The organism is Pseudoteredinibacter isoporae (genome assembly GCF_011602085.1).
Classification (GTDB): Bacteria; Pseudomonadota; Gammaproteobacteria; order Pseudomonadales; family Cellvibrionaceae; genus Pseudoteredinibacter; species Pseudoteredinibacter isoporae.
The window spans coordinates 988,531-1,014,362 of the sequence record NZ_JAAONY010000002.1 but is presented as its reverse complement, the minus strand read 5'-3'; the positions used below and the strand labels follow the sequence as shown (position 1 = coordinate 1,014,362).

Sequence of the window (25,832 nt, the reverse complement as noted above, 5' to 3'; positions counted from 1 at the left end):
TTTTAGGTCAGCAGATTTTTCAGAATTCCCTGATACACTTCCTGCAATTTGTCCAGGTCGCTGGCGCAAACGCATTCGTCGACTTTGTGAATGGTGGCATTTACCGGGCCGAGTTCAAGCACCTGGGCACCTGTCGGTGCGATAAAACGACCATCCGAGGTGCCGCCTGCGGTAGACAGTTCGGTATCGATATCACACACCGCTTTAATCGCGCTGACAGCGGCGTCAACCAATGGCCCTTCCGGGGTTAAAAACGGATGGCCACTGAGCTTCCAGTTAATGTCATATTCCAGTTGATGCTTATCGAGAATCGCTTCGCTGCGCTGACGCAGTTGTTCTTCGTTCAGTTCGGTCGAAAAGCGGAAGTTAAATACAACATCAACATCACCCGGAATTACATTGGTTGCTCCGGTACCGCCATTCATATTGGAAATTTGAAAGCTGGTGGCTGGGAAAAAGTCGTTACCCTGATCCCATTCTTCGGCGGCCAGCTCGGCCAGTGCCGGGGCTGCCTGATGAATCGGGTTGCGTGCCAGATGAGGGTAGGCAACGTGTCCCTGAATACCTTTCACCTTCAGTTCGCAACCCAGTGAGCCACGGCGACCGTTTTTAATCACGTCGCCTACTTGATGGGTGCTGGACGGTTCGCCCACCAGACACCAGGTTATTTTTTCTTCTCGCTCTTCCAGCCACTCAACCACTTTCACGGTGCCATTAATGGCTGGGCCTTCTTCGTCAGACGTAATCAGAAACGCGATACGACCGTTATGGTCAGGGTGGGCGGCAACAAAATTTTCGACGGCGACCACCATGGCGGCGAGGCTGCCTTTCATATCGGCGGCGCCACGACCATACAGCATATCGTTCTCAATGACCGGCTCAAAAGGCGGGCGCTGCCAATTGCTTTCCGGCCCGGTAGGAACCACATCGGTGTGCCCGGCGAAGGCGAAGATAGGGCCGCTGTCGCCTCGGATGGCCCAGAAATTATCCACGTCGTCAAAGCGCAGATTATGGATGGTAAAACCCAATGCCGATAGGCGTTCACACATCAGGGCCTGGCAACCTTCGTCTTCGGGGGTTACCGAAGGGCGGCTGATCAAATCCATGGCGAGTTGAAGGGTGGGGGAATGACTCATAATATTCTCTTGCTAGGTATTGGCTCGGGATCAAGCCTCAGGCGGTGCAGTCTTATTGTGCTGCTTTTAATAAGCCTCAGCACCAGGGCGCCGAGGCTTCTGATAAAAAGCGGCTTAGTTATTTGCGTGCAGTTCTTCGTTCAGGGCGATGGCGTTTTTGTTGGTACGACATTCCACAGCGCCTGTGCTTGAGTTGCGACGGAACAGCAGATCCGACTTGCCTGCCAGATCACGAGCTTTAATTTCTTCAACCAGCTCGCCTTTATCGTCGAGTAACTGCACTTTGGTCCCTGCGGTAATGTACAAGCCAGCTTCCACGGTGCAGCGATCACCTAAAGGAATACCAATGCCCGCATTGGCGCCAAGCAGACACTCTTTGCCCACTGAGATGACCATATTGCCACCACCGGAGAGGGTGCCCATGGTTGATGCGCTGCCACCGAGATCGGAGCCTTCACCGATCATAACGCCCGCAGATACACGACCTTCGATCATGCCTGGACCTTCGGTGCCTGCATTAAAGTTCACAAAGCCTTCGTGCATGATGGTGGTGCCTTCGCCGAGGTAAGCGCCCAGACGCACGCGCGCGGTGTGGGCGATACGCACACCCGCCGGTACCACGTAGTTGGTCATTTTCGGGAATTTGTCGACACAGGAAACTTCCAGCAGCTGGCCTTTCAGACGGGCTTGCAGCTGACGTTCTGGCAGTTCGGCCAGATCAATAGCGCCTTCATTGGTCCACGCCACATTAGGTAACAGGCCGAAGATGCCGGAAAGATCAGTACCGTGTGGTTTTACCAAACGGTGGGAAATAAGATGCAGCTTCAGGTAGGCCTCAGGTGTGCTCGCAGGGGAACCATCCTCTGCTAATACCGTTACCACTAATGGGCGCTCACTGTTGCTGAGTTGCTCGGCAATTTTGGCCTGAGCTTCCTGGCCGGCGCCTTTAAGCGCGTTGGCCAGATTTGCCATGGCACTGTTGTCCAGTGCAATCGCAGCATTGCCACCCTGATAGCCTGCGGCGGCCAGGGCATCGTTCATGCTGGCATCGGCATTCAACAGGGGGGCTGGGTAAAATACTTCCAGCCACTCGCCGTTTTGGTTTTGAGTGCCGACGCCAAGGCCGACGCTGTATAAATTGCTCATGGTGTTTCCTATCTATTTATAAACGGTTTTGTTCGGGTTCCGAAGTCACGTCTTCAGGATTTGTTCGTAGTCTGCCGCTTTAAAGCCGACGTTCCGGCTTTTGCCGTTATCCAACAGCGGTCTCTTGATCAAGGTTGGGCTTTCCAGAATCGCCGCCAGTGCGGATTTGGCATCCATACTTTTGCGCTGATTGTCATCCAGGGCTTTCCAGCTGGTGCTGCGTTTGTTCACCAGGGTTTCCCAACCGAGCTCATCAATCCATTGTTCAACCTGAGCGGATTCCAGGCCGTCTTTGCGAAAGTCGTGGAATTGATAAGCAATGTTTTCCTGTTCCAGCCAGTTGCGGGCTTTTTTAACCGTATCGCAATTGGGGATGCCATAAAGGGTGATGGCCATATTATTTTCCCTAAGGTCTAAGGTCTAAGGTGTCGCTTGTTGTAAAGGGGGCTAAGCATAGCAAATACTGCGGGGCTGCTTGTAGTCCTGGCGCCTGATTTGTCTATGCCGAATATACCGAGTCCGGGCTTAGCCGAACAGGGCGGCCAAAACCACCAGGCCACCCATGAGCGCAACCCAGATAAAAGCCAGAATAAAACCGATATAACCCGTGATCAGCCCGGTTAAAGCCATAGCATCACCTTCCAGTCGGCCTTCGCTTTTGCGGATTTCGGAGCGAGCCAGGTGACCGGTAATAATGCCGACCAGCGAGCCAATAAAAAACAGCCCCAAAATACCGAAGACCAGGCTGACGATTGCCAGGGTCGATGTTTTTGCAGGTACGTGTTCGGGCTTGGTAACAATGTCGTTTTGCATAAAGGGTTTCATCCAATGATCGGTTTCTGGCTTAAGCTTTTAATGTGATTTTGGGATTCTTGCGTTTCGGATAACAGGTTCGGCAGATTTCACAGACGGTTCCATCGCAACCCCGGGCTGAGCAGAACTCGCGTCCCCAGTAAATAATTTGCAGATGCAGGGCGTTCCAGGCGTCTTCCGGGAAGAGGCGTTTCAAATCCTTTTCTGTCTGTGCGACGTTTTGTCCATTGGTCAGGCCCCAGCGCTGCGCCAGGCGGTGAATATGGGTGTCGACAGGGAAACTTGGTACGTCAAAGGCCTGGGCCATAACCACACCTGCAGTTTTATGGCCAACGCCGGGCAGTTTTTCCAGCGCGTCCATGTCTGCCGGCACTTCACCATCGTGCTCTTCGATGAGGATCTGTGACAGTTTGGAGATCGCCTTGGATTTTTGTGGTGAGAGGCCACAGGGGCGAATAATAGCCTTGATGTCTTCTACGGTTTGCTTCGCCATGTCGTAGGGGTTGTCCGCCAGCTCCCAGAGCGCAGGGGTCACCTGATTGACGCGCTCATCCGTGCATTGGGCAGACAGCAATACGGCCACCAGCAAGGTGTAAGGGTCTTTGTGGTCCAGGGGAATAGGGGGTTCCGGGTATTCCTTTTGCAGGCGCTGCAACACATAGGCAGCCCGTTCTTTCTTAAGCATTCAGAGAAGATCCTGTAACTGAATCAAGTGGAAACAAATTCGACAATTCGTTCGGCCGCTTCAATGCATTCCGCCAGTGGAGCGACCAGAGCCATGCGCACATGCCCGCTGCCGGGGTTAATGCCCCGACTGTCACGTGCCAAAAATTGCCCGGGCAAAACGGTAATGTGTTGTTCGGCAAACAGCTTTTGTGCAAAGTCTTTGTCGCAGCCCTGCACATTGGGCCACAGATAAAAGCCTGCATCGGGTTTTCTAACGTCCAGTTTATTGCCCAATATATCCAGCACGGCCGAAAACTTTTCCTGATAAGCTTGGCGGTTTTGCCGCACATGAGCTTCATCTTTCCAGGCTGCAATACTGGCGATTTGGCTCGGCAGAGCCATGGCGCAACCGTGATAGGTTCGATAGCGCAGAAACTGGCTGATCACCTCGGAATCTCCAGCCACAAATCCGGAGCGCAGGCCCGGTAAATTGGAACGTTTGGACAGGCTGTGAAATACCACGCAGCGTCGGTAATCATCACGCCCCATGTCGCTGCATGCTTGAAGCAGGCCTGGGGGTGGATTGTTTTCGTCAAAATACAGTTCGCTGTAACATTCATCACTGGCAATAATGAAGTCGTGTTCATCGGCCAGGCGAATCAGCTTCTGCAATAATTCACTGTTCATCACTGCGCCGGTTGGATTGCCCGGAGTGCAGATAAACAACAGTTGGCAGCGTTGCCAGGTGTCGGCGCTGATCTGATCGAAGTCGGGCAGATAATTGTTGTCTGCGGTGCAATTCAAAAAGTGAGGTTCTGCACCGGCCAGTAAGGCCGCACCTTCATAAATCTGATAGAAAGGGTTTGGACACAAAACCAGCGGGGCTGGCTTTTCACGATCCACAATCGCCTGAACAAAAGCAAACAGCGCTTCACGGGTGCCATTTACAGGCAGGACATGTTGCTCCGGATTCAGGGTTTCGTTTCTAAGTTGAAAGCGCTGCGTCAGCCAATCTGCAATGGCCTGACGCAGTTCGGGAATACCCTTGGTGGCCGGGTAGTTGGCCAGCTTGTCGAGGTTGTCTTGCAAGGTTTGCAAAACAAAAGCCGGTGGCAGATGTTTGGGCTCGCCAATCGACAAGGCGATGTGGTTTTTATGGTCTGGCGCGCTGACGGCGGCTTTAAGTGCTGCAAGTTTTTCAAAAGGATACGGCTGCAGTTTATTGAGATCCGGGTTCATAGCTATGGTTTTAGTTTTTTGTAATGGTTTATGGGTTCGCCTAGCTGGCTTCTTTTTGCACCTGTCGATCTAAACGTCGACATATGGTTGCTTGTAAATCTTCACAGAGCTTAGGGTCGCTCAGGGGTTGGCCGTCGGCATTGCTGATAAAGAAAACATCCTCGACCCGTTCGCCCAGGGTGGTAATTTTCGCGTTCAGCAATTGAATACCGAATTCGGTAAAGGCCTCGGCAATAATGGCCAGGAATCCGGGTCGGTCAGGGCTGGTAACTTCCAGCACGGTGTGGCCGCTGCGAAAATCTGTATTAATGGATGTGCGGGTTGGCATTGCGAAATACTTCAGCTCGCGTGCGGTTCGGCGTTTGATAATATCCGAGTACTCACCCACCAGCGCTAACTCTTCTTTCAGTGCCTGGAGAATTTTGTTCTTGCTGGCCTCATCCTCACCCAGGGAATTGCCGTTCTCATCGAGCACGTAAAACGTATCGATGGTGTAGCCGCTGGAGTCAGTGTAAATCCGGGCATCCACAATGCTAAGCCCCAATTGGCTGAAGGCGATTGCGGCGGCCGCGAAAACATTAGCTTGGTCTTTTACCCGTAAAAATACCTGGGTCGCGCCTTCGTAACCATGGGTGGTGGTCTCACTGATCTGAATCAGTGGTTCTTCATCATTTTCCTGTTCGCGATGTTTCAGAACCGCTTCGGTTTGCAGGGCGATGTCGATATGGCTTTCACGAAGGAAATATTCATCGTCCATATCCTGCCAGAAGGATTGCGCTTGTTCTTCGTTGATGCCCTTGTCCGCGAGTTTGGCCAAGGCATTGTGGCGGGTTTCTTCCAGCAGCTCTTGTGCGTCCACCGGGTTTTCCAGGCCTCGGCGCAATGCGCGCTTGGTTTCGATATAAAGCTGACGCATCAGGCTGGCACGCCAGCTGTTCCAGACATCTGGATTGGTGGCGTTCATATCGGCCACCGTTAAGGCGTAGAGATAATCCAGGCGAGTTTGATCGCCGACCTCCAAAGCAAAATTATGGATGACGTCCGGATCGCTGATGTCTTGCTTTTGGGATACGGTGGACATCAATAGGTGTTTTTCCACCAACCAGGCAATGAGTCGTGTTTCACGTTTACTCAGGCCGTGGCGTTCGCAAAATTCTCTCGCATCTACCGCGCCCAATTCAGAATGGTCGCCGCCGCGACCTTTGCCGATATCGTGATACAGGCCGGCGATATACAGCAGTTCCTGTTTTGGCAGGCGCTTCATGACATGACTGGCAATCGGAAAACGCTCCGCGGCTCCTTCTTCCCTGAAGCGGCGCATAAACTTAATCACCAGCAGGGTGTGAGCATCGACCGTGTAAATATGAAACAGGTCGTGTTGCATCTGTCCGGTAACGCGCCCGAACTCCGGCAAATACAAACCCAGAATGCCGTAGCGTTTCATGCGGCGAAGTTGCGTAACCAGGCCTACAGGCGAGCGCAGCAGGGTTAAAAATAAATGTTGGTTGTCAGGGTTCTCGCGGAAATCTTCATCAATCAAATGGCGGTGTTCGCGAATCAATCGGATGGTACTGGCGCGTACCCCAACCAAGCTGCGGTCGAGACCCAGTAATACAAAAATTTCCAACAGTGCCGAGGGGGTTTGTTCGAAAACTTTGTCGTGGGTCACTTCGATATAGTTATCCACACGCTGAAAGCGATCATTGATCTGGCTGGGCTGACTGTGTTGGCCGGCCTGCAAAATAACCTCATCGAGGTAGTGCAGCATCACATCGTTCACTTCGCGCAGAGCGAGTACAGTGCGATAGTACCAACGCATAAAGTTCTCTACGCCCAGGCGAGTATCGTCTTGATAACCCAATAGCTTGGCGATTTCTTTTTGGTAATCAAACAGCAAGCGTTCTTCGGCTCGCCCCGCCAGCATGTGCAGGGCATAGCGAACACGCCATAAATCTTCTTCACCGGCGAGAAGAATGTTGTATTCCTCATCGGTGAACAGTCCGCGTCCGGCGAGTTGTTTGAAATTGTTGACACCGAAAAAGCGCTTGGCAACCCAGCTGATGGTTTGAATATCACGTAGGCCACCGGGCGCGTTTTTAATGTTGGGCTCTAAATTGTATTCGGTGTGGTTGTGCTTCTTGTGGCGCTCATACTGTTCTGTGTATTTGGCACGAAAAAAATCGGCTGCCGTCCAGATTTTGTCGGCACTGGTGTGCGCCTGCAATAACAATTGCAAACGAGCCGAGCCGGCCAGCGTGCGCGCTTCCATCAAATTCGTTGCGATGGTGATGTCGTCTTTGGCCAGCTCAATGCACTGGGGAATTGAGCGAACGCTATGGCCAATGGCCAGGCCAAAATCCCACAGCAGGGTGACAAAATTCTGGATATTTTCGATGTTGCTCTGGGGCCCCTGATTGAGAATTTCGTCATCCTCGGTGAGCACCAGAATATCGATGTCGGAGTAGGGGTGCAGTTCGCCACGGCCGTAGCCGCCAACCGCAAGCAGAGCGATGCCTTCGCTCCAGGAAAACAAATGCCATGCGTAGTGCAGCAGGCAGTCAATAAAGGTGGCGCGGTCGTAGATCAGGTGGCGAATGTTTTCACCTTCGCGAAAGCGAAGATCGAACTGTTCGTTAACCTCGGCGATAGCCTCTTTGAAAACAGAGATGGCATTGCGCTTTTGCAGTTGTTTGCGAAAAGCGCCTTGCTCAAAAAAAAGAATGGGTTTTTCAAAATAGGGTATCGCGTCGATATCGCTCATCGTGCTTTAAAAGCTCTCTTCAGTGCGTGCGGTCAGAACTTCCACACCGGTCGCCGTAACGGCCAGGGTGTGCTCCCATTGCGCAGATGGACGTCCGTCGCGAGTTTCTACGGTCCAGCCGTCTTTCTTCAGTTTGGTATGTGCTTTACCGGCGTTGATCATCGGCTCGATGGTGAAGGTCATCCCTTCTTTTAGTTCCAGTCCGGTATCAGGCTTACCGTAGTGCAGCACTTGAGGATCTTCGTGGAATTCACTGCCGATACCGTGACCGCAGTACTCTCGCACGACACTGTAATAGTTGGCGTGGGCATGCTTTTGAATCACATGGCCGATATCGCCCAGGCGAGTACCCGGCTTAACCAGTTCAATACCTTTATAGAGGCATTCCTGGGTGACTTGTACCAGGCGCTCCATATGGGGGCTGCGCTTGCCGACAAAGTACATTTTGCTGGTGTCGCCAAAGTAGCCATCCTTGATGACCGTGACGTCGATATTGATGATGTCGCCGTCTTTCAGGATCTTCTTTTCAGAGGGGATGCCGTGACATATGACGTGGTTCACCGAGGTGCAAATGGATTTCGGAAAGCCACGGTAGTTCAAGCAAGCTGGAATGGCGTCCTGTACATCGACGATGTGCTTATGAATGATGCGGTCCAACTCCGCCGTGCTAACCCCGGGCTGTACATAGTCTTCAATCATTTCCAGGCATTCGGCGGCCATACGGCCGGCAACGCGCATTTTGGCGATTTCTTCCGGGGTTTTAATAGAAACTGGCATTGGCTAGTAGATTCCTGCTGTATCGCTTATTAGGCCGCTGGAGCTGTTTTGCCGGGACTGTACGCGCTGTCATTGCGGCGTGTCCCTGACGCAGACTCTCTTGGGGCAATAGTAAAAGGGGCTTATTGTAAACCCTGTGCCGATGCTTAACCAGACGCTGCTGGTGCTTGTCCAGCTGGTCATCGAATAGATTTTGATGGCATTAAGCGAAAAAACTGGTGTCGGGGGCAGCCTTATGGTATAAAGCGCGCCCCTGTGTATGAGTACGCAGGGAAATTAAATGATTTTAACGTCACACATATACCGTCACATCCGTTTGGGTGCCCGGATTTCCTTTGGCAGGAAAGGGTTGAGCGGCTGGGGTATATGGAGGCCTAACCCTAAGGAATTAGACATATGCCTACCGTAAGCATGCGCGATATGCTGCAAGCTGGTGTCCACTTTGGTCACCAGACTCGCTACTGGAACCCGAAGATGGGTCAATACATCTTTGGTGCTCGCAACAAAATTCATATCATTAACCTGGAGCACACTGTTCCTGCGTTCAATGAAGCCCTGGCTGCTTTGACCAAGCTGGGTTCTCAAAAGAAAAAGGTTCTGTTCGTTGGTACCAAGCGCGCCGCCGCTAAAGTAATCAAAGAGCAGGCTGAGCGTTCTGGCCAGCCTTACGTTAGCCACCGCTGGTTGGGTGGTATGCTGACCAACTACAAAACCATCCGTGCTTCTATCAAGCGCTACCGTGATCTGGAAGCCCAGAGCCAAGACGGTACTTTCGAAAAGCTGACCAAGAAAGAAGCGTTGATGCGTACCCGTATGATGGAGAAGCTTGAGCGTTCCATCGGTGGTATCAAGGATATGGGTGGCCTGCCTGACGCGATCTTCGTAATCGACGTTGAGCATGAGCGCATCGCTATCCAGGAAGCCAACAAGCTGGGTATTCCTGTATTCGGCGTTGTTGATACCAACTCTGATCCTATTGGTGTTGACCACGTAATCCCTGGTAACGATGACGCGATCCGCGCTATCAAGCTGTACGCCACTGCCGCTGCTGATGCGGTACTGGAAGGTGCTGCTAACGGCCAGAGCGTACCGAACAAAGACGAGTTTGTTGAGGTTGACGGCGAAGCTAGCTAAGCCCTCGCACAGCTGTAACACAGCGGCTGCAGACTCGGGTAACCAAGTCTCGGCCTGAAAGGGGGCGCACGCCCCCTTTTCGTATTTTTTAGTTTCGAATATTTGATGAGGATAAAATCATGGCGGTTTCTGCATCTTTGGTAAAAGAACTGCGCGAGCGCACTGGCCTCGGCATGATGGAGTGCAAAAAAGCACTGAAAGAAGTTGATGGCGACATCGATAAAGCCATTGAAAACCTGCGTAAGGCTTCTGGCCTGAAAGCAGCTAAGAAAGCTGACCGTACTGCGGCTGACGGCGTTGTTGCCGCTAAAGTTGCCGAAGACGGTTCTTACGGCGTACTGGTAGAAGTTAACTCTGAAACTGACTTCGCTGCCCGTGATGAAAACTTCGCTGGTTTCGCAGCCAAGGTTCTGGACAAGGCCTTCGCTGAGAAAACCGAAGACGTTGCCAAGCTGATGGAAGGTGAACTGGATGCAGCTCGTGAAGCTCTGGTTCAGAAAATTGGTGAGAACATTGGCGTGCGTCGCATCGCTGTTGTTGAAGCTAACGGTGGCATTGTGGGTTCTTACATCCACTCTAACAACCGTATTGCTGCGATCACTACCTTGACTGCGGGTCAGGTTGAAGTGGCTAAAGACGTTTCCATGCACGTTGCTGCGGTTAACCCACAGGTAACTCGCCCTGAAGATATGCCGGAAGAGCTGCTGCAGAAAGAGAAAGACATCATCAAGGCTCAGCCAGATATGGCGGGTAAGCCAGACGAGATCGTTGAGAAGATGATGACAGGCCGTATCAAGAAGTTCTTGAAAGAATCCAGCCTGGTAGAGCAGCCTTTCGTTAAAAACCCTGACCAGACTGTTGCTCAGCTGGTTAAAGAAGCGGGTGGTGAAGTTGTAAACTTTGTTCGCTTTGAAGTGGGTGAAGGTATTGAGATTGAAGAAGCCGATTTCGCGGCTGAAGTTGCTGCTCAGGTAGCTGCTTCCAAGTCTTAATTGCCGAAAACGCTATTTTTTAGCGTTCGATGATGAAAATCATCGAATAGAAAGGGGTGGGAGTCGCATCTTCCACCCCTTTTTTGTTAGAATTCAGCCGCTTAGGATATGGGCTGTCTAAAACCGGCCTATCCTGGGCGCAAGCTCCCAAACCACGGCTAATGTAGGAAGTCTTCCATGCCCACCAAAGACAAAAAATACAAACGTATATTGCTTAAACTCAGCGGCGAAGAGCTGATGGGAGAAGAGGGCTTTGGTATCGACCCCAAGGTGCTGGATAAGATGGCCCTGGAGATTGGGCAGCTGGTTGGCATCGGTGTACAAGTGGGCCTGGTGATCGGTGGTGGTAACCTGTTTCGAGGCGCGGCCTTGAATGCTGCGGGTCTGGATCGCGTCACGGGCGACCATATGGGGATGCTGGCGACAGTAATGAATGCCCTGGCCATGCGAGATGCCCTCGAGCGTTCGAACATTTCTTCCCGCGTGATGTCTGCTATTCCTATGAGTGGTGTAGTTGATCACTATGATCGCCGTAAGGCGATTCGCTTTTTGGAAGCCGGCGAAGTGGTAATCTTTTCCGCGGGTACCGGTAACCCGTTCTTCACAACCGATTCTGCCGCGTGTTTACGTGGTATCGAAGTGGAAGCTGAGTTGGTATTGAAAGCGACCAAGGTGGACGGCGTATACACTGCAGACCCAATGAAAGACCCGACCGCAACCAAATACGACGAATTGACCTATGATGAAGCCCTTGAGAAAAAGCTGGGGGTTATGGATCTGACTGCGATTTGTCTGTGTCGCGAACACGATATGCCTGTGCGAGTATTCCGTATGGATCAAGCCGGCGCGTTGGTAAGCATCGTTCGCGGTGGCAATGAAGGTACTTTAATTCAAGAGACTTTAGACAATGATCAATGATATTAAAGCGGATGCTGAAAGCCGCATGCAAAAAAGCCTTGAGGCCCTGGCCAACAACTTCGGTAAAATCCGTACTGGCCGTGCGCACCCAAGCATTCTGGATTCGGTCAGCGTAAATTACTATGGTGCCGATACCCCCCTGAATCAGGTGGCCAACGTCTCTGTACTGGATGCTCGAACTCTGTCTGTGAGCCCTTGGGAAAAGCCTATGGTGCCAGAGATTGAAAAAGCCATTATGAAATCCGATCTGGGTTTGAACCCGGTCACTACCGGTGAGCTGATTCGCGTGCCAATGCCGCCGCTGACCGAAGAAACCCGTAAAGGTTACATCAAGCAAGCTCGCGCTGAAGCCGAGAATGCGCGTATTTCCATTCGTAACATCCGTCGCGACGCCAATGCCGACGTGAAAGATCTGCTGAAAGAAAAAGAAATCACTGAAGACGATGATCGTCGCGCCCAGGATGAAATCCAGAAAATCACTGACAAGTTTGTTGCCGAAGTTGATAAGGCGCTGTCAGTGAAAGAAGCGGATTTGATGGAAATCTAATAGGGCTAAAGCTGTTGAGTGAGCAAACTGCGCCGGAAACGTCGCCCCGTCATATCGGCATCATCATGGATGGGAACAATCGCTGGGCCAAACAGCGTGGTCTGGGCGGTGGCTCGGGCCACAAAGCCGGCGTAGAAAAAATTCGTGCCGTGCTCAAGGCCTGTCGCGAGCACAAGGTTGAAGTTCTGACCTTGTTTGCCTTCAGCAGCGAAAACTGGCGCCGCCCGCCCAAAGAGGTAGAGGCGCTGATGAGTTTATTTTATTCCTACCTCCGGCGTGAGGCTCGCAAACTGCGCGATGAAAATGTGGCCTTGCGGGTTATCGGACGACGCGACCGTTTCAGCCCCAAGTTGCAGGACGCCATCGCTGAAGCGGAATCCATTGCCAGTGAGGGTGAGGCAACTCTGGTTATTGCTGCCGACTATGGTGGTCGTTGGGACATCGCGCAGGCCAGCCAAAAATTGGCTGAGCAAGTAAAGGCCGGTGAAATTTCCCCGGATGAGGTGGACGAAGACAGTTTGCACAAGCACACCTGTCTGGCAGATTTACCCGAGCTGGATCTGTTGATTCGAACCGGTGGAGAGGTTCGGATCAGTAATTTCCTGCTGTGGCAATGTTCATACTCGGAACTGTATTTTAGCGATTGCTTGTGGCCGGATTTCGGCCCGGAACAGATTGATGCGGCGGTGAGTGATTTCTACCGGCGTCAGCGTCGCTTTGGTAAAACCTCCGAACAGATTTTGGCTGAACAAGCCTGATCGACGGAACTGGATAATAAAAATCGCCCGGCGAAAGGGTTGATAAAACTATTGGGGGCCAAGTGCTTAAACAACGTGTCATCACAGCTATTATTCTCGCTGTAGTGTTCCTGGCGGCTCTATTCAAGCTGCCGCTGCCCCTGTTTTCCGCATTTATTGCGACGGTTGTTCTGATTGCGGCCTGGGAGTGGGCTAACCTCTCCGGGCTTTCCAAAATTTGGCAACGCACCGCCTACGTTATCCTGATTGCTTCTGTTTTGGCCCTTTCGGCCTATGTTACCCATAACTTCGACGGCACCAATGCCGATGTGTCAAAAGCCATTTTGATGGCAGGCTGCCTGTGGTGGGCGATTGCTTTGCTGTGGGTACAGTCCTATCCGGGCAGTGCCATGTTGTGGGGCAGCCGTTGGTTTAAAGCCATCATGGGGATGGCGGTGCTGATTCCCACCTGGTTGGCTTTTTCCTATTTACGCGCCCAGAGCTCTGGCGCCTGGTTAATTCTTATTGTGGTTCTGATCGTCGCCTGTGCCGATATCGGCGCCTACTTTTCGGGCAAGGCCTTGGGCAAGCACAAATTGGCGCCTGCGGTTAGCCCAGGCAAATCCTGGGAAGGTTTCTGGGGCGGAATGTTCAGCTGTGTCTTACTGGCTGTTGCCATCGCCCTTCTGGCTGAGGTGTCCATGCTGGCGACCCTGGCGATTATTATTCCTGCTGGTTTGGCTTCTGTGCTGGGTGATCTGCTGGAAAGCATGGTCAAGCGCCAACGCGGCATCAAAGACAGCTCTCGTCTCTTGCCGGGTCATGGTGGTGTTCTGGATCGAGTGGATAGCCTGACGGCTGCCGCACCGGTATTCGCCCTTGCGATGAGCCTGAGCGACTGGTCTCTGTAATGTCTAAACAAGAGCGATTAACCATTCTGGGCTCCACAGGCTCCATTGGCCTGAGCACCCTTGATGTTGCTGCTCGCCATCCTGACCGTTTTCACATTCACGCCCTCTGTGCCAACCGAAGCTGGCAGGCTCTGCACAAGCAGGTACTGATCCATAAGCCAGCCTATGCCGTACTGGTCGACTCTGATGCCGCTCGTAATCTTCGTGATGCTCTGGCGGGTGAAGGGGTGTGCACCGAAGTATTGGAAGGCCCGCAAGCGCTGGAGGCGGTATCTGCCGAGGCGGACACCGTAATGGCGGCCATTGTGGGGGCGGCGGGCCTGCTACCGACTCTGGCGGCGGTAAAAGCGGGCAACAAAGTCCTGCTGGCGAACAAGGAAAGTCTGGTGATGGCGGGCGACCTGTTTATGGACGCGGTCAAAGATCACCAGGCCCTCTTGCTGCCCATCGACAGTGAGCACAATGCCATATTCCAATGTCTGCCGGCCAATGCCAGCAGTTTGAGCGAGGCCGGGGTTCGCAAGATTTTGTTGACCGGTTCTGGCGGCCCATTTCGCGAAACCGCTCTGGAAGATCTGCCCAAGGTGACGGTGGCCCAAGCCTGCGCTCACCCGAACTGGTCCATGGGCCAGAAAATCTCCGTCGATTCGGCGACCATGATGAACAAGGGCCTGGAATACATTGAGGCTCGCTGGTTGTTTTCTGCGTCCGCTGAGCAGATAGAGGTGCTTCTGCATCCCCAGAGTGTGGTGCACTCAATGGTGCAGTATAACGACGGTTCGGTACTGGCCCAGCTTGGACAGCCGGATATGAAGACCCCGATTGCCCATGCCATGGCTTGGCCCGAACGCATTGAATCCGGCGTGGAAAGCCTGGATTTTACCCGCCTGGGTGAACTGAGCTTTGCGGCCCCGGATGTTAAGCGTTTTCCCTGTCTGGCTCTGGCCATTGAAGCCAGTAAAGCGGGCGGTAGCGCGGCTACTTGTTTGAATGCGGCGAATGAGGAAGCGGTGGCGGCCTTCTTGGCGGAGCGAATCGCCTTTACAGATATCGCTCGAATTAATGGCGATGCCCTGGCCAGGCACGATAATATCGACGCTTCGGATATCGACACGGTTCTGGCGATTGATGCCGAAGCCCGTCGTATCGCCCATGAATTGATTTCAGCGACTGCTTAAACGCCCGGCACATTGTTGGCCTGAAAGTGGTCCTTGTGGCCTGATGTAGTTAGGAGAATGACTTGAGTCTTATACAAACCATTTTCTGGTTTATCCTGGCCCTCGGGGTTCTGGTGACCATACACGAGTTCGGCCACTATTACGTGGCGCGACGTTGTGGCATCAAAGTGCTCCGCTTTTCAGTGGGCTTTGGCAAGGTGCTGTACAGCTGGCGCAACAAAGAGGGTACCGAATTCGCGGTCGCCGCCTTGCCACTGGGCGGGTACGTCAAAATGCTGGATGAGCGGGAAGGTGAGGTCGCCGAGCATGAAAAGCACCTGGCTTTCACCCAGAAACCGGTTCTGAGCCGTATCGCCGTAGTTGTGGCCGGTCCTTTAGCGAACTTTATTCTGGCCGTGTTGCTGTACTGGTTTTTGACCCTGCAGGGGCACAACGAGCTTAGCGCCGTTGTAGGTAAGGTTGAGCCTGGTAGCATTGCAGCGGAAGCTGGACTTGAGCCGGGTCAGCGTATCTTGGCCGTTGATGGACAGCCCACTCCAACGCGAAAGATGTTATACCAGCAGTTATTGAGTCGATTAGGGGAAAGTGGTGAGATTCACTTTCGAGTGCAGTACCCAGGATCCAATCTGACCTATGAGTCTGTAGCAGAGCTTGATAAGTGGCTAAGCGGAACTGCAGATCCCCATCCTGTCTCTGGGCTGGGTATGACTCTATTTTACCCTCCAACTCGGCTTGAGTTACATAGAGTGCAGCCTGAAGGTCCCGCTGCCAAAGCGGGGCTTAAAGAAGGTGACAAGCTTATAGCTGTTGATGGGGAAAAAATCATCGATTGGGAATTCTGGGTCAGCTATATCCAAGGGCGAGCAAATCAGGCTATTAGCTTAAGTTATGAGCGCGATGGAAGGCTGTTAGAAAGTTATATCACGCCAGATGAAGTGACTCTTGAAGACGGGCGCAGAGTTGGGCGAGTTGGTACAGTCAACGCCAGAGAACCTTGGCCCAAGGAAATGATTATTAAGCGCGAATATGGCTTTGTGCAGTCCTTTGTGGTCGCGGTGGATGAAACTTGGGAACAATCCAAATTTGTACTTGTCTCTTTGAAGAAGTTGATTGTCGGGCAAATATCCACGAAAAACTTGAGCGGGCCACTGACCATTGCTAAAGTGGCGGGCGATTCGGCCAAGGCTGGCTGGCAGCAGTATATTAGTCTGTTGGCTTTGCTTAGTGTGTTTCTGGGGGTTATGAACCTGCTGCCGATTCCGGTTCTGGACGGTGGCCATCTGCTCTACTACGTCATCGAGTTGGTGAAGGGGAGTCCTTTGCCGGAGCGGGTGCAGTTGTGGGGTTACCAGATCGGTATGGTGATGGTGCTCGGCATTATGGCCGTAGCGCTCTATAACGATGTGGTGAGGCTGTTCTAAAGCCGCAAATCGACGAGTACAAACGACCCGCTGCCCCGAACCCGGGCAGGCACGGTTTTTATAACAAGAGCTTGGCTCAACACTAATTAATGATTAAGCATAATATGAAGCGTATCAGAGACCTTTTCCTCATTTTGACTTTATTACCTGCTCTGGCCTTTGCCCAGGCATTTCGGGTAAATGATATTCGCCTGGAAGGCTTGCAGCGTGTTTCTGCGGGTACTGTGTTCGCTTCTTTACCGGTTCAGATTGGCGAAGAACTTGATGGTCTGGCTATCCAAAATGCCACTCGAGAGCTGTTTAAAACAGGTTACTTCGAAGACATTCAAATGGGCCGCGACGGCAATGTACTGGTTGTGACCGTTATTGAGCGTCCGGCGATCAGCGAGATCGCTATCGAAGGTAACAAGGCCATTAAAACCGAAGACCTGATGAAGGGCCTGAACGACAATGGTCTGGCCGAAGGGCAAATTTTCAAGCGTGCAACCCTGGAAGGTCTGACCCAGGAGCTGCGACGCCAGTATGTGGCTCAGGGTCGCTACAGCGCCGATGTTGAAGCTACGGTTGTGGATCTGCCACGTAATCAGGTCAAGCTTCAAATCGACGTTGATGAAGGTGACGTCGCTTCTATTAAGCATATCAACATTGTGGGCAACACCGCCTTTGATGATGAAGAACTGATCGATCTGTTTGAATTGAAAACCACGGGCTGGTTTTCCTGGATCACCAGTGATGACCGCTATGCCAAAGAAAAGCTGTCCGGCGATATCGAGCGATTGGAAAGCCACTATCTGGATCGCGGTTACCTGAAGTTTGAGATCGATTCCACTCAGGTAAGTTTGAGCCCGAACAAAGAAGCGGTATTTATTACCGTCAACGTGAATGAAGGTGATGTTTACGAGGTCAGCGATGTTGAGCTGGCCGGTGATCCGATTCTGCCGGAAGAAGAAATGCGTTTGCTGCTGTTGATGCGCGAAGGCCAGAAATTCTCCCAGGTTCTGATGACCACTACAGAAGAATACATGACCAAGCGTCTGGGTAATGAGGGTTACACCTTCGCCGAAGTTAAAGGTATCCCGGAGGTTGATGAAGAGACCGGCAAAGTTAAAGTGACCTTCTTTATTGATCCCGGAAAGCGTGCTTACGTGAATCGTATTAATTTCCGAGGCAATACCACCACCGCAGACAATGTTCTGCGTCGTGAAATGCGTCAGATGGAAGGTGCCTCGGCGTCTTCCCTGAAAATTGAACAGTCCAAAGTTCGTCTGGAACGTCTGGGTTTCTTTAAGGAAGTCAAAGTTGACACCAAAGAAGTTCCCGGTTCAGCTGATCTGGTTGATGTGGAATACACCGTTGAAGAGCAACCTTCCGGTAGTGTCGGCGCCAGTGTGGGTTACGCACAGGGTTCCGGTCTGGTTTTGGGTGCAAACGTACAGCAGGACAACTGGTTGGGCACGGGTAAGCGTGTTGGCTTTAACATCAGCCGCAGTAGCTACCAGACGGCCTACAGCTTTAACTACACTGACCCATATTTCACTCCAGACGGTGTAAGCCGCGGTTTCAATGTTTACTACCAGTCACGTGACTACTCCCGAGTGAACGTATCGAGTTACTCTACCGACAGCTTCGGCGCCAGCGTTAACTTCGGTTATCCGATTTCCGAAATTGAGCGTGTCGGCTTTAATGTGGGATATCAGAACATCTCGATCAATACCGGCCCATTCGCGGTACAGGAAATTATTGGCAGCCCGCGTCGAATCACCAATGCTCAGGATCAGTATCTGAACAATGCCGATGCAACCGCCGTTGCGGAAATCCTGAACACAGCACCGCTGGTTGAATACGATTTCTCTGATCGACTACTGGACGCAACCGCACTGCTGGATGCCCAGTCGCCGAAAGGCTTTATCGATGAGAATGGTGACGAGTTTAATCTGATGACGGCGTCGGTGAATTGGGCAAAGTCCACCTTGAACCGTGGTCGTCTGGCCAACCGTGGTGTGTCCCAGAGATTCTCGCTGGAGTTTTCACTGCCAGGCGGTGAGTTGGAATACTACAAGTTGAACTACACCGCGCAGTACTTCCAGCCGTTGACCAACAGCCTGACTCTGCGTCTGCGTACTCGCCTGGGTTACGCTGATTCTTACGGCGACACCACTGAATTGCCGTTCTTCCAGCACTTCTACGCGGGTGGCTTTGGTTCAGTACGTGGCTTTAAGCGTAATACATTGGGTCCACAGAGTACTCCGGCCCAGGTTTACCAGACTCAGTACGCGACCTGGACAGATACCAATGGCGACGGCATTCGTAATACCAATGAGGTAAGCAACCTCGTATACGTTGCTAATGAAGACGGTACGTTAACAACAACTCAGTTGAACAATAACAACAACACCCGTAACAACCCCTTCGGTGGTAATGTGTTGATTGAAGGTAGTGCTGAGATTCTGTTCCCTCTGCCGTTTATTAAAGATCAGCGTTCTCTGCAGTCCGCGTTCTTTATTGATGCCGGTAACGTTTTCGACCTTAACTGTGGCGCAACTCAGCAGAACTGTTTTGATGTTGATTTGAGCAAGCTGAGTTCGTCTGTGGGTATTGGTGTTACCTGGATTTCCGGTTTCGGTCCGCTGACTTTCAGTATTGCCAAACCGATTCGGGAAAATGAATTTGATGAAACTGAATTCTTCCAGTTCTCTCTGGGTACTCAGTTTTAATCACACGGCTGCGCATTTGCCAGTCAATAACAACAGCAGCCGTGCTGCATTAATTAACCATTACGGTTAAACATTGGAGATAGATAGTGAAAAACATGAAGATTGCTTTGGCTTTTGTCGCAGCCGTATTATTTTCAAACGTGACTCTGGCCCAAGGGAAGATTGCGGTTCTCGACTTGCAGCGTGCCATTCTGAGCACCGAAGCGGCCAAGAAAGAACTGAAAGCCTTAAATGCTGCACCTGAGTACAGCAAGTTGACAGCTCAGGCTGAGTCTCTGAACGCTGAAATGAAAGCACTGGCTGAAGATCTGCAAACCAAGGGTTTGACCTGGTCCAATGAGCGTCAGGCCAAGCAGCGCAAGGACATCGAATACAAGCGTGCCGATATGCAGTTGGTTGCTCAAAAGCTTAAGCAAGAGCAGAACGAAATTGTTCAGAAGCTGATTAACCAGTACATCGAAAAAGCTCGTGCAGTAACGAACGACATCATCAAATCTGGCGGTTACGGTTTGGTATTGCAGCCGCAAGCGGTGATTCACGCCGATACCGGTTACGACATTACTGCTCAGATTACAGATCGTCTGAACAAGGCTAAATAAGCCACTCTCGCCCTCTGGGCCCCTTAAAAAAGCTGCATCAGCTCAGGCTGAATGCGGCTTTTTTCGTAAACAGCGGCTGGATTTGTTAAAGTGCAGCCCTTCAAAAAGTGGAAAGGGAGGAGCCTGTGGCCAACAATCAATCCTTCACTCTGCAAATGCTGCTTGAGCAGTTGCAGGCGGTGTTGCCGGAATCCTTGAGCGTAGAACTGCAAGATGCCGATCACAGCGTTGAGATTTCCTCGATGGCGACCTTGCAAACGGCTGAGTCGGCTCAGCTGAGTTTTCTCGCAAACCCGAACTATCGTAAGTATCTGGCTGAAACCCGGGCATCAGCCGTTATTCTGCACCCCAACGAAGTCGAACATTTCAGCGGCCCTAAACTGGTCTGTGCTCAACCTTATATTGCTTTTGCGGTACTGACGCGTTTATTCAAACGCGATTCCAATGCGGAGCAGGGCGTGCACGTGACCGCCGTTGTGAGTGAATCGGCCACTGTAGACGAGAGTGCCTGGATCGGTCCCCATTGTGTGGTGCAGGCCGGTGCCGAAATTGCCGCGAATACGCGTTTGGAAGCTGGCGTATTCATTGGCGAGGATGTCCATATCGGAAAAGATTGCCGCATTCATTCCAATGTCAGTATCGAAGCGGCGGTGCACATTGGTGATCGAGTCGAAATTCACAATAACGCTGTGATTGGTTCAGAAGGTTTTGGATTTGCGCATACGGGTGAGAATTGGTTAAAAGTTCATCAGTTAGGCAGTGTGTTGATCGGTAATGATGTGGAAATCGGTGCATCTACGACGATTGATCGTGGGGCTTTGGACAATACCGTTATTTGCGACGGCGTAAAGATCGATAATCAGGTGCAAATTGCGCATAATGTGCGCATTGGCGAACACAGTGCCATTGCCGCCTGCGTTGGAATTTCCGGCAGCGCCGTGATCGGCAAGCATTGCACCCTGGCCGGTGGTGTTGGTTTGGTTGGACATATCGAATTGGCCGATAAGGTTCATGTGACCGGTATGACCATGGTAACCAAATCCATCAACAAGGCCGGTTCCTATTCATCGGGAACGCCGATGATGCCAACGGAGAAATGGCGCCGTAGTGCGGTACGATTTTCCCAGCTTGATGGCCTGGCCAGCACGGTCAGGAAGTTAGGCAAAGATAAATAAACGCTCGAACTGTCATACTTTGGCAATACGCTGAGCATGCAAAACCGACAGCCGATGCTGTCACCGCTTTTACGCTGAGTACCTTAGGAAGTGATTACATGATGGAAATCCAAGAGATACGAAAGTATCTACCCCATCGCTACCCTTTTTTACTGGTTGATCGGGTTACCGAGCTGGTAGAGGGTGATTATATTGTGGCTTACAAAAACATCACCATTAACGAAGATGTGTTCAATGGCCACTTCCCGCAGATGCCGATTTTCCCTGGCGTGATGATCGTTGAGGCCATGGCCCAGGCAGCTGGCATTTTGGGTTTCAAAACCTTGGATAAAACCCCCGCAGATGGCTCTATTTACCTGTTTGCCGGTGCCGACAAAGTGCGCTTTAAGCGTCAAGTGGTACCAGGCGACCGTTTGCAACTGGAAGCCAAAATTGTTTCCGAGAAACGCGGCATCTGGAAGTTCGATTGCAAAGCCAGTGTTGATGGCGTTTTAGCAGCTTCTGCCTCTATAATGTGTGCAGATAGACCCGTAAAATAACGGGCAGCACAAATAGAGAGAGAGTTTTTTGACTGAAGCAAGCCTTATTGATCCCCGGGCCATTATCGATCCCAGCGCCGTTATTGCGGACGATGTGGAAATTGGGCCCTGGTCGATTGTCGGTCCCGGTGTAAGTATTGACGCCGGAACGGTGATTCATTCCCATGTGATTATCAAAGGCCCCACCAAAATCGGTCGCAACAATCGCATTTATCAGTTTTCCAGCATCGGTGAAGATACCCCGGATATGAAATATCAGGGCGAGCCGACAACGTTGGTGATTGGCGACAACAATGTCATTCGGGAAGGCGTTACGATTCATCGCGGTACCGTTCAGGATCGCGGCGAAACCCGCATCGGCAATGACAATCTGATTATGGCCTATGCCCATATTGGTCACGATTCAGTTGTCGGCAATCACTGTATTCTGATCAATAATGCCAGCCTGGCTGGACATGTTCATGTCGACGATTGGGCAATTCTGGGCGGCTATACCCTGGTTCATCAATTCTGTCGTATCGGTGCTCACAGCTTTACGGGAATGGGTTCGGCCATTGGTAAAGATGTCCCGGCGTATGTCATGGTGGCCGGTGCCCCAGCGGGTGCTCGCAGCATCAATGCCGAGGGCCTGCGTCGCCGAGGTTTCAGCAAGGAAGAAATTGCGGCTGTGAACAAGGCCTACAAACTTGTGTATCGCCGTGGTTTGACCGTGGATGAAGCCCTGGAAGAGCTCAATGTTCTGAAACAGAGCTGCGACAAGATTGATGCCCTGATTGAATCCCTGCAAAAATCCACTCGCGGAATTATTCGCTAGGCGCCCATGCATATTGCCATCGTCGTAGGGGAAATGTCGGGCGATATCCTTGGCGCAGACCTGATGCGTGCTTTACAACAGCGTTACCCAGAAGCCAGCTTTTCCGGCATTGGCGGTGAGCGAATGCTGGCCTTGGGTTTTGAATCCTTTTTCCCCCAGGACCGTCTGGCGGTCATGGGGTTTATCGAACCTCTGAAGCGACTGCCAGAATTACTGCGAATTCGAAAATTTCTTCGTCAGCATTATCTGGCGAATCCGCCCGATGTCTTTATCGGAATTGATTCCCCCGATTTCAATCTGCCCATTGAAAAGACATTAAAAGCAGCAAACATTCCAACCGTACATTATGTCAGCCCGTCAGTTTGGGCCTGGCGACAGGGACGTATTCACGGCATTAAGCAGTCTGTTGATTTAATGCTGACGATCTTGCCCTTTGAAACCAAAATTTATCATGAGCACGAGATGCCGGTGCAGTTTGTTGGGCATCCGTTGGCTGATGATTTTCCGGTGGAGCCGGAAACGGAAAACGCGCGGGCTGCACTGGGCGCGTCACCCGATGAACATATTGTAGCCTTGCTGCCCGGTAGCCGCAGTGCCGAAGTAAAACACCTGGCCCCTGTGTTTTTTGACGCCGCTGTGCAGTATGCAAAAAAAAGAACAACGCGCTTTTTAATGCCTGCCGCCAATGAGGCCAGACTTGAGCAAATCCAATCTCTTCTCACGGAGCTGAAAAAACAGGAAGAGTATGCTGAGCTGTCCATCGATATTCGCTTGGGTAACTCCAAGCAGATTATGTGTGCCGCCGATGGGGTTTTGATGGCCTCGGGCACAACCAGCCTGGAAGCTTTGTTGCTGAAGAAGCCAATGGTGGTGGCTTACAAAAAAGACTGGTTCAGCGCCTGGTTGACGAGACGATTGATTAAGACCCCGTTTATTTCCCTGCCCAATTTGCTGGCCGGAGAAGCTTTGGTTCCCGAGATTTTGCAGGAGGAATGCACCGCTGAAAATCTTGCCAAAGCTTTGGAGGAAAATGTTCAAGACGGCGAAAAAAAGGAACAGCTGTTGAAGCGTTTTTACGATATTCACCATCAGCTGCGCCAGGACGCCGGTCTGCTGGCCAGCGAAGCCATCGATAAAATGCTGGCTGCCCGAGAGTAAAGCGGCCTCACACTTTTAATTCATTCAGTCCCAAAGAGTCCAAAACATGAGTATAGATCTCGGTCCTTTTGTCAGTGAATACCAAGGCCACCTTGTTGCCGGGGTAGACGAAGTGGGGCGTGGCCCGCTGGCAGGCGATGTGGTAACAGCAGCCGTTATTCTAGACCCGGAAAATCCCATTGATGGTTTAAACGATTCCAAAAAACTGACTGAAAAAAAGCGCAACGCCCTGTTTGACGAAATTCAGGAAAAAGCTCTGAGCTGGGCAATCGCCCGCGCGAGTGTTGCTGAGATTGATGACATCAATATCCTGCAGGCGAGTTTACTGGCCATGAAGCGTGCGGTCGAAGCTCTCGACGTTCAACCTGAGCATGTTCTGGTGGACGGCAATAAAATTCCCAAGTGGCATTATCGCGCTGAAGCGGTGGTGAAAGGGGATGGGCGTGTTGCCTGTATCGGGGCCGCTTCCATTCTTGCCAAGGTGACTCGCGATCGTGAAATGGAAGCCTTCGATAAGGAATACCCGGGTTACGGTTTTGCTGGCCACAAAGGCTACCCAACCAAGGTGCATATGGAGGCGGTGGAGCGTTTGGGCGTTTGCCCAATTCATCGCCGCTCCTACGCGCCAATTAAAGCAAAGCTGGAACAGATCGAGCTGTTCTAGGTATCCCGGTAATCTTTTTTCCGTGTCGGTTGCGAATCATGCCACATGCTTGCGCTTCGGATACTACTTTGACAGCGGAAAGGTTTGCCCTTCAAAGATGGTTCCCCAGATCGGAATGTCTTTCAGTTTTTCTGGTTCGATTTGATAGGGATCTTGCTCAAGTACGGTAAAGTCCGCAGATTTACCCACTTCAATGCTGCCAATTTCCGATTCCATTTGAATAGCGTGGGCCGCATCAATGGTGATGGCCTTCATGGCCTCGTGAACGGTCATCGACTGCTCGTTGGCCATTTGCAATCCACCGGCCCCTTCGCGATTGACGGCCACCCAGGCGAGTCTTAGAGGCTGTGCCGGAGCCATACTGAAATCAGAATGCAGAGAGACTTTCACGCCGGCATCAAGCAGGTCCCGGGCGCGGAAAATGTAATGGGCGCGTTCTGGCCCCAAACCCATTTCAGAATAGGTTTCCCCCAGTGTGTGCAGGTAGTAAGGGTTGGCGGAAACAATCACACCCAGCTCGGCAATGCGCTCAGCCTGATCTGGGCCGATATAACCCAGATGGTGCAGGGTGGTGCGGTGATCAATACGCGGGTATTTGTGATTTAGGCGCTCGATCATATCCAGCACCACCTCGGTACCCAAATCACCATTGCTGTGAATATGAATCTGGTAATCGGCGTTCCAGTAAGCGCTGGCCAGTTCTTCCAGTTTTTCGGGCTCGGTAATCCACTCGCCGTGGTGCCCATCGAGATAACCCGGGTCGCGCATTTGCATCAGTTGGGAATAAAACGCACCGTCAGCCAGCAATTTAGTCTGTTTAACAAACTTCAGTTTGTCATTGCCTTTTTGCAGCAGGGCTTCGTTTTCGGCCAGAGCTTCTGCCGAACCGGGTTGCTGGCCTACACGATCTGCCATGGGAATTAAGCGGGTGCGAAACCCCACATCCTTATCGTCCAGAACCCATTTGAAGGCCCACCATTCCATGTTCAGATCGAACATGCCGTTGGCCATATCGGCGATGGTGGTAATGCCACCCGCATGTACTACATCGACAACCTGTTCCAGCCCGCCCATAAAACGGCCGGCCTTGATGATGTAATCGCGAAACTTGTTCAAACCCAGCATCAATCCGGATTCGTAGAAATGGCCTTCTTCGATATTTACCTGATGCTGATCTTTTAAATCTTCTTCGGTGAACGTGACCAAATCCATCGCTTTGGAATTCACCCAAACTTCATGGAAGGAACGATGCCACACCAATGCGGGGCGATCAGGAATTAACTCGTCGAGCAGCTGACGAGACATTTCGCCGTGAAAGTAATGGTGATAACCCCAGCTGATAAACCATTCATCATCCGGGGCGTCTTTGGCTGCCTCTTTCAAGCGTTGCTGATATTGTTCACGGCCCTGAGTTGCCGGGACTTCCTTGCCGGGTAAATGCCACTCGAAAGGTGTGATCCAATGAAAGGGTAACAACAGAGCCGCCATCGCCGGGTGCAGGTGGTTCTCAATAAAACCCGGTGTCAGTACCTTGTTGTCGAAATGCTCATGTTTGGCTGTTGGCCAGCGTTGCTGCAAGTTTTCCAACGTTCCCAAAGCCACAACTTTACCGTTTTCAATAGCGACCGCTTCGACCCTCGGTTGCTTGCTGTCCATAGTAATAATGCTTTGGGCGCTGATCAGTCGCAGGGACTGGTCGGGTTTGCTCAGATACCACCAGGCGATAGCCGCTAAAAGCAGAGTGAGTAGAATTTTTGAACGCGTCGAAATCAGGGGGGAAGTTGCCATATGCT

General features: G+C 51.8%; 24 protein-coding genes. 15 read left to right on the top strand and 9 right to left on the bottom strand.

The features are described 5' to 3' along the window. Positions 1 to 2 precede the first annotated feature (2 nt). From dapE to map, 8 genes are all read right to left on the bottom strand, one after another. Entirely contained in the window at positions 3 to 1,136 is a 1,134-nt protein-coding gene (dapE, locus tag G8768_RS12970; protein ID WP_166846099.1) for a succinyl-diaminopimelate desuccinylase, read from the bottom strand. 114 nt (positions 1,137 to 1,250) lie between these two features. Further along, the gene (gene dapD / locus G8768_RS12965) at positions 1,251 to 2,282 is read right to left on the bottom strand and encodes a 2,3,4,5-tetrahydropyridine-2,6-dicarboxylate N-succinyltransferase (RefSeq protein WP_166846102.1); all 1,032 of its coding nucleotides are present in this window, start codon (positions 2,280 to 2,282) and stop codon (positions 1,251 to 1,253) included. A gap of 45 nt (positions 2,283 to 2,327) precedes the next feature. Further along, complete coding sequence (locus G8768_RS12960) at positions 2,328 to 2,678, bottom strand: ArsC family reductase (protein ID WP_166846105.1); 351 nt, start codon at positions 2,676 to 2,678, stop codon at positions 2,328 to 2,330. A 129-nt stretch (positions 2,679 to 2,807) separates the two neighbouring features. After that, positions 2,808 to 3,095 carry a DUF4190 domain-containing protein gene (locus tag G8768_RS12955; protein ID WP_166846107.1) on the bottom strand — a complete coding sequence of 96 codons (288 nt, stop codon included), beginning with the start codon at positions 3,093 to 3,095 and terminating at the stop codon, positions 2,808 to 2,810. A 31-nt stretch (positions 3,096 to 3,126) separates the two neighbouring features. Then, complete coding sequence (gene nth / locus G8768_RS12950; protein WP_166846110.1) at positions 3,127 to 3,780, bottom strand: endonuclease III; 654 nt, start codon at positions 3,778 to 3,780, stop codon at positions 3,127 to 3,129. A 23-nt stretch (positions 3,781 to 3,803) separates the two neighbouring features. After that, positions 3,804 to 5,000, bottom strand: a complete 1,197-nt coding sequence (gene dapC / locus G8768_RS12945; protein WP_166846113.1) for a succinyldiaminopimelate transaminase — start codon at positions 4,998 to 5,000, stop codon at positions 3,804 to 3,806. Between the two features lie 40 nt (positions 5,001 to 5,040). After that, the gene (locus tag G8768_RS12940; protein WP_166846116.1) at positions 5,041 to 7,761 is read right to left on the bottom strand and encodes a [protein-PII] uridylyltransferase; all 2,721 of its coding nucleotides are present in this window, start codon (positions 7,759 to 7,761) and stop codon (positions 5,041 to 5,043) included. A 6-nt stretch (positions 7,762 to 7,767) separates the two neighbouring features. Beyond that, positions 7,768 to 8,538 carry a type I methionyl aminopeptidase gene (map, locus tag G8768_RS12935; RefSeq protein WP_166846118.1) on the bottom strand — a complete coding sequence of 257 codons (771 nt, stop codon included), beginning with the start codon at positions 8,536 to 8,538 and terminating at the stop codon, positions 7,768 to 7,770. 396 nt (positions 8,539 to 8,934) lie between these two features. Here map and rpsB point away from each other — a divergent pair, with 396 nt between their 5' ends. From rpsB to rnhB, 15 genes are all read left to right on the top strand, one after another. Continuing rightward, positions 8,935 to 9,672, top strand: coding sequence for a 30S ribosomal protein S2 (rpsB, locus tag G8768_RS12930; protein ID WP_166846121.1), 738 nt, complete (start codon positions 8,935 to 8,937; stop codon positions 9,670 to 9,672). A 119-nt stretch (positions 9,673 to 9,791) separates the two neighbouring features. Next, the gene (tsf, locus tag G8768_RS12925; protein WP_166846124.1) at positions 9,792 to 10,664 is read left to right on the top strand and encodes a translation elongation factor Ts; all 873 of its coding nucleotides are present in this window, start codon (positions 9,792 to 9,794) and stop codon (positions 10,662 to 10,664) included. 177 nt (positions 10,665 to 10,841) lie between these two features. After that, a complete protein-coding gene (gene pyrH / locus G8768_RS12920) occupies positions 10,842 to 11,582 on the top strand; it encodes a UMP kinase (RefSeq protein WP_166846127.1) in 741 nt (246 codons plus the stop codon). Further along, positions 11,572 to 12,129 carry a ribosome recycling factor gene (gene frr, locus G8768_RS12915; RefSeq protein ID WP_166846130.1) on the top strand — a complete coding sequence of 186 codons (558 nt, stop codon included), beginning with the start codon at positions 11,572 to 11,574 and terminating at the stop codon, positions 12,127 to 12,129. Before pyrH ends, frr begins: the two co-directional genes overlap by 11 nt. A 14-nt stretch (positions 12,130 to 12,143) precedes the next feature. Further along, a complete protein-coding gene (gene uppS / locus G8768_RS12910) occupies positions 12,144 to 12,887 on the top strand; it encodes a polyprenyl diphosphate synthase (RefSeq protein ID WP_279545844.1) in 744 nt (247 codons plus the stop codon). A gap of 62 nt (positions 12,888 to 12,949) precedes the next feature. Beyond that, positions 12,950 to 13,777: a phosphatidate cytidylyltransferase gene (locus tag G8768_RS12905; protein WP_166846135.1), complete on the top strand. Its 828-nt coding sequence runs from the start codon at positions 12,950 to 12,952 to the stop codon at positions 13,775 to 13,777. Continuing rightward, a complete protein-coding gene (gene ispC / locus G8768_RS12900; protein ID WP_166846138.1) occupies positions 13,777 to 14,955 on the top strand; it encodes a 1-deoxy-D-xylulose-5-phosphate reductoisomerase in 1,179 nt (392 codons plus the stop codon). The genes G8768_RS12905 and ispC overlap by 1 nt, the downstream gene beginning before the upstream one ends. 62 nt (positions 14,956 to 15,017) lie before the next feature. Further along, entirely contained in the window at positions 15,018 to 16,376 is a 1,359-nt protein-coding gene (gene rseP, locus G8768_RS12895; protein ID WP_166846142.1) for an RIP metalloprotease RseP, read from the top strand. A 104-nt stretch (positions 16,377 to 16,480) separates the two neighbouring features. Further along, positions 16,481 to 19,090, top strand: coding sequence for an outer membrane protein assembly factor BamA (bamA, locus tag G8768_RS12890; RefSeq protein WP_166846146.1), 2,610 nt, complete (start codon positions 16,481 to 16,483; stop codon positions 19,088 to 19,090). A gap of 95 nt (positions 19,091 to 19,185) precedes the next feature. Next, complete coding sequence (locus G8768_RS12885) at positions 19,186 to 19,689, top strand: OmpH/Skp family outer membrane protein (protein WP_243749564.1); 504 nt, start codon at positions 19,186 to 19,188, stop codon at positions 19,687 to 19,689. Between the two features lie 125 nt (positions 19,690 to 19,814). Then, positions 19,815 to 20,864, top strand: a complete 1,050-nt coding sequence (gene lpxD, locus G8768_RS12880) for a UDP-3-O-(3-hydroxymyristoyl)glucosamine N-acyltransferase (protein ID WP_341801006.1) — start codon at positions 19,815 to 19,817, stop codon at positions 20,862 to 20,864. A gap of 98 nt (positions 20,865 to 20,962) precedes the next feature. Further along, complete coding sequence (fabZ, locus tag G8768_RS12875) at positions 20,963 to 21,403, top strand: 3-hydroxyacyl-ACP dehydratase FabZ (protein ID WP_166846152.1); 441 nt, start codon at positions 20,963 to 20,965, stop codon at positions 21,401 to 21,403. Between the two features lie 28 nt (positions 21,404 to 21,431). After that, positions 21,432 to 22,217: an acyl-ACP--UDP-N-acetylglucosamine O-acyltransferase gene (gene lpxA / locus G8768_RS12870; protein WP_166846154.1), complete on the top strand. Its 786-nt coding sequence runs from the start codon at positions 21,432 to 21,434 to the stop codon at positions 22,215 to 22,217. A gap of 6 nt (positions 22,218 to 22,223) precedes the next feature. Further along, on the top strand, positions 22,224 to 23,375 hold the full coding sequence (gene lpxB, locus G8768_RS12865) for a lipid-A-disaccharide synthase (protein WP_166846157.1): 1,152 nt from the start codon (positions 22,224 to 22,226) through the stop codon (positions 23,373 to 23,375). A gap of 46 nt (positions 23,376 to 23,421) precedes the next feature. Further along, the gene (rnhB, locus tag G8768_RS12860) at positions 23,422 to 24,039 is read left to right on the top strand and encodes a ribonuclease HII (RefSeq protein ID WP_166846160.1); all 618 of its coding nucleotides are present in this window, start codon (positions 23,422 to 23,424) and stop codon (positions 24,037 to 24,039) included. A gap of 63 nt (positions 24,040 to 24,102) precedes the next feature. Here the strand turns inward: rnhB and G8768_RS12855 are convergent, their stop codons facing one another. Beyond that, complete coding sequence (locus tag G8768_RS12855; protein WP_166846163.1) at positions 24,103 to 25,827, bottom strand: amidohydrolase; 1,725 nt, start codon at positions 25,825 to 25,827, stop codon at positions 24,103 to 24,105. Positions 25,828 to 25,832: the final 5 nt, after the last annotated feature.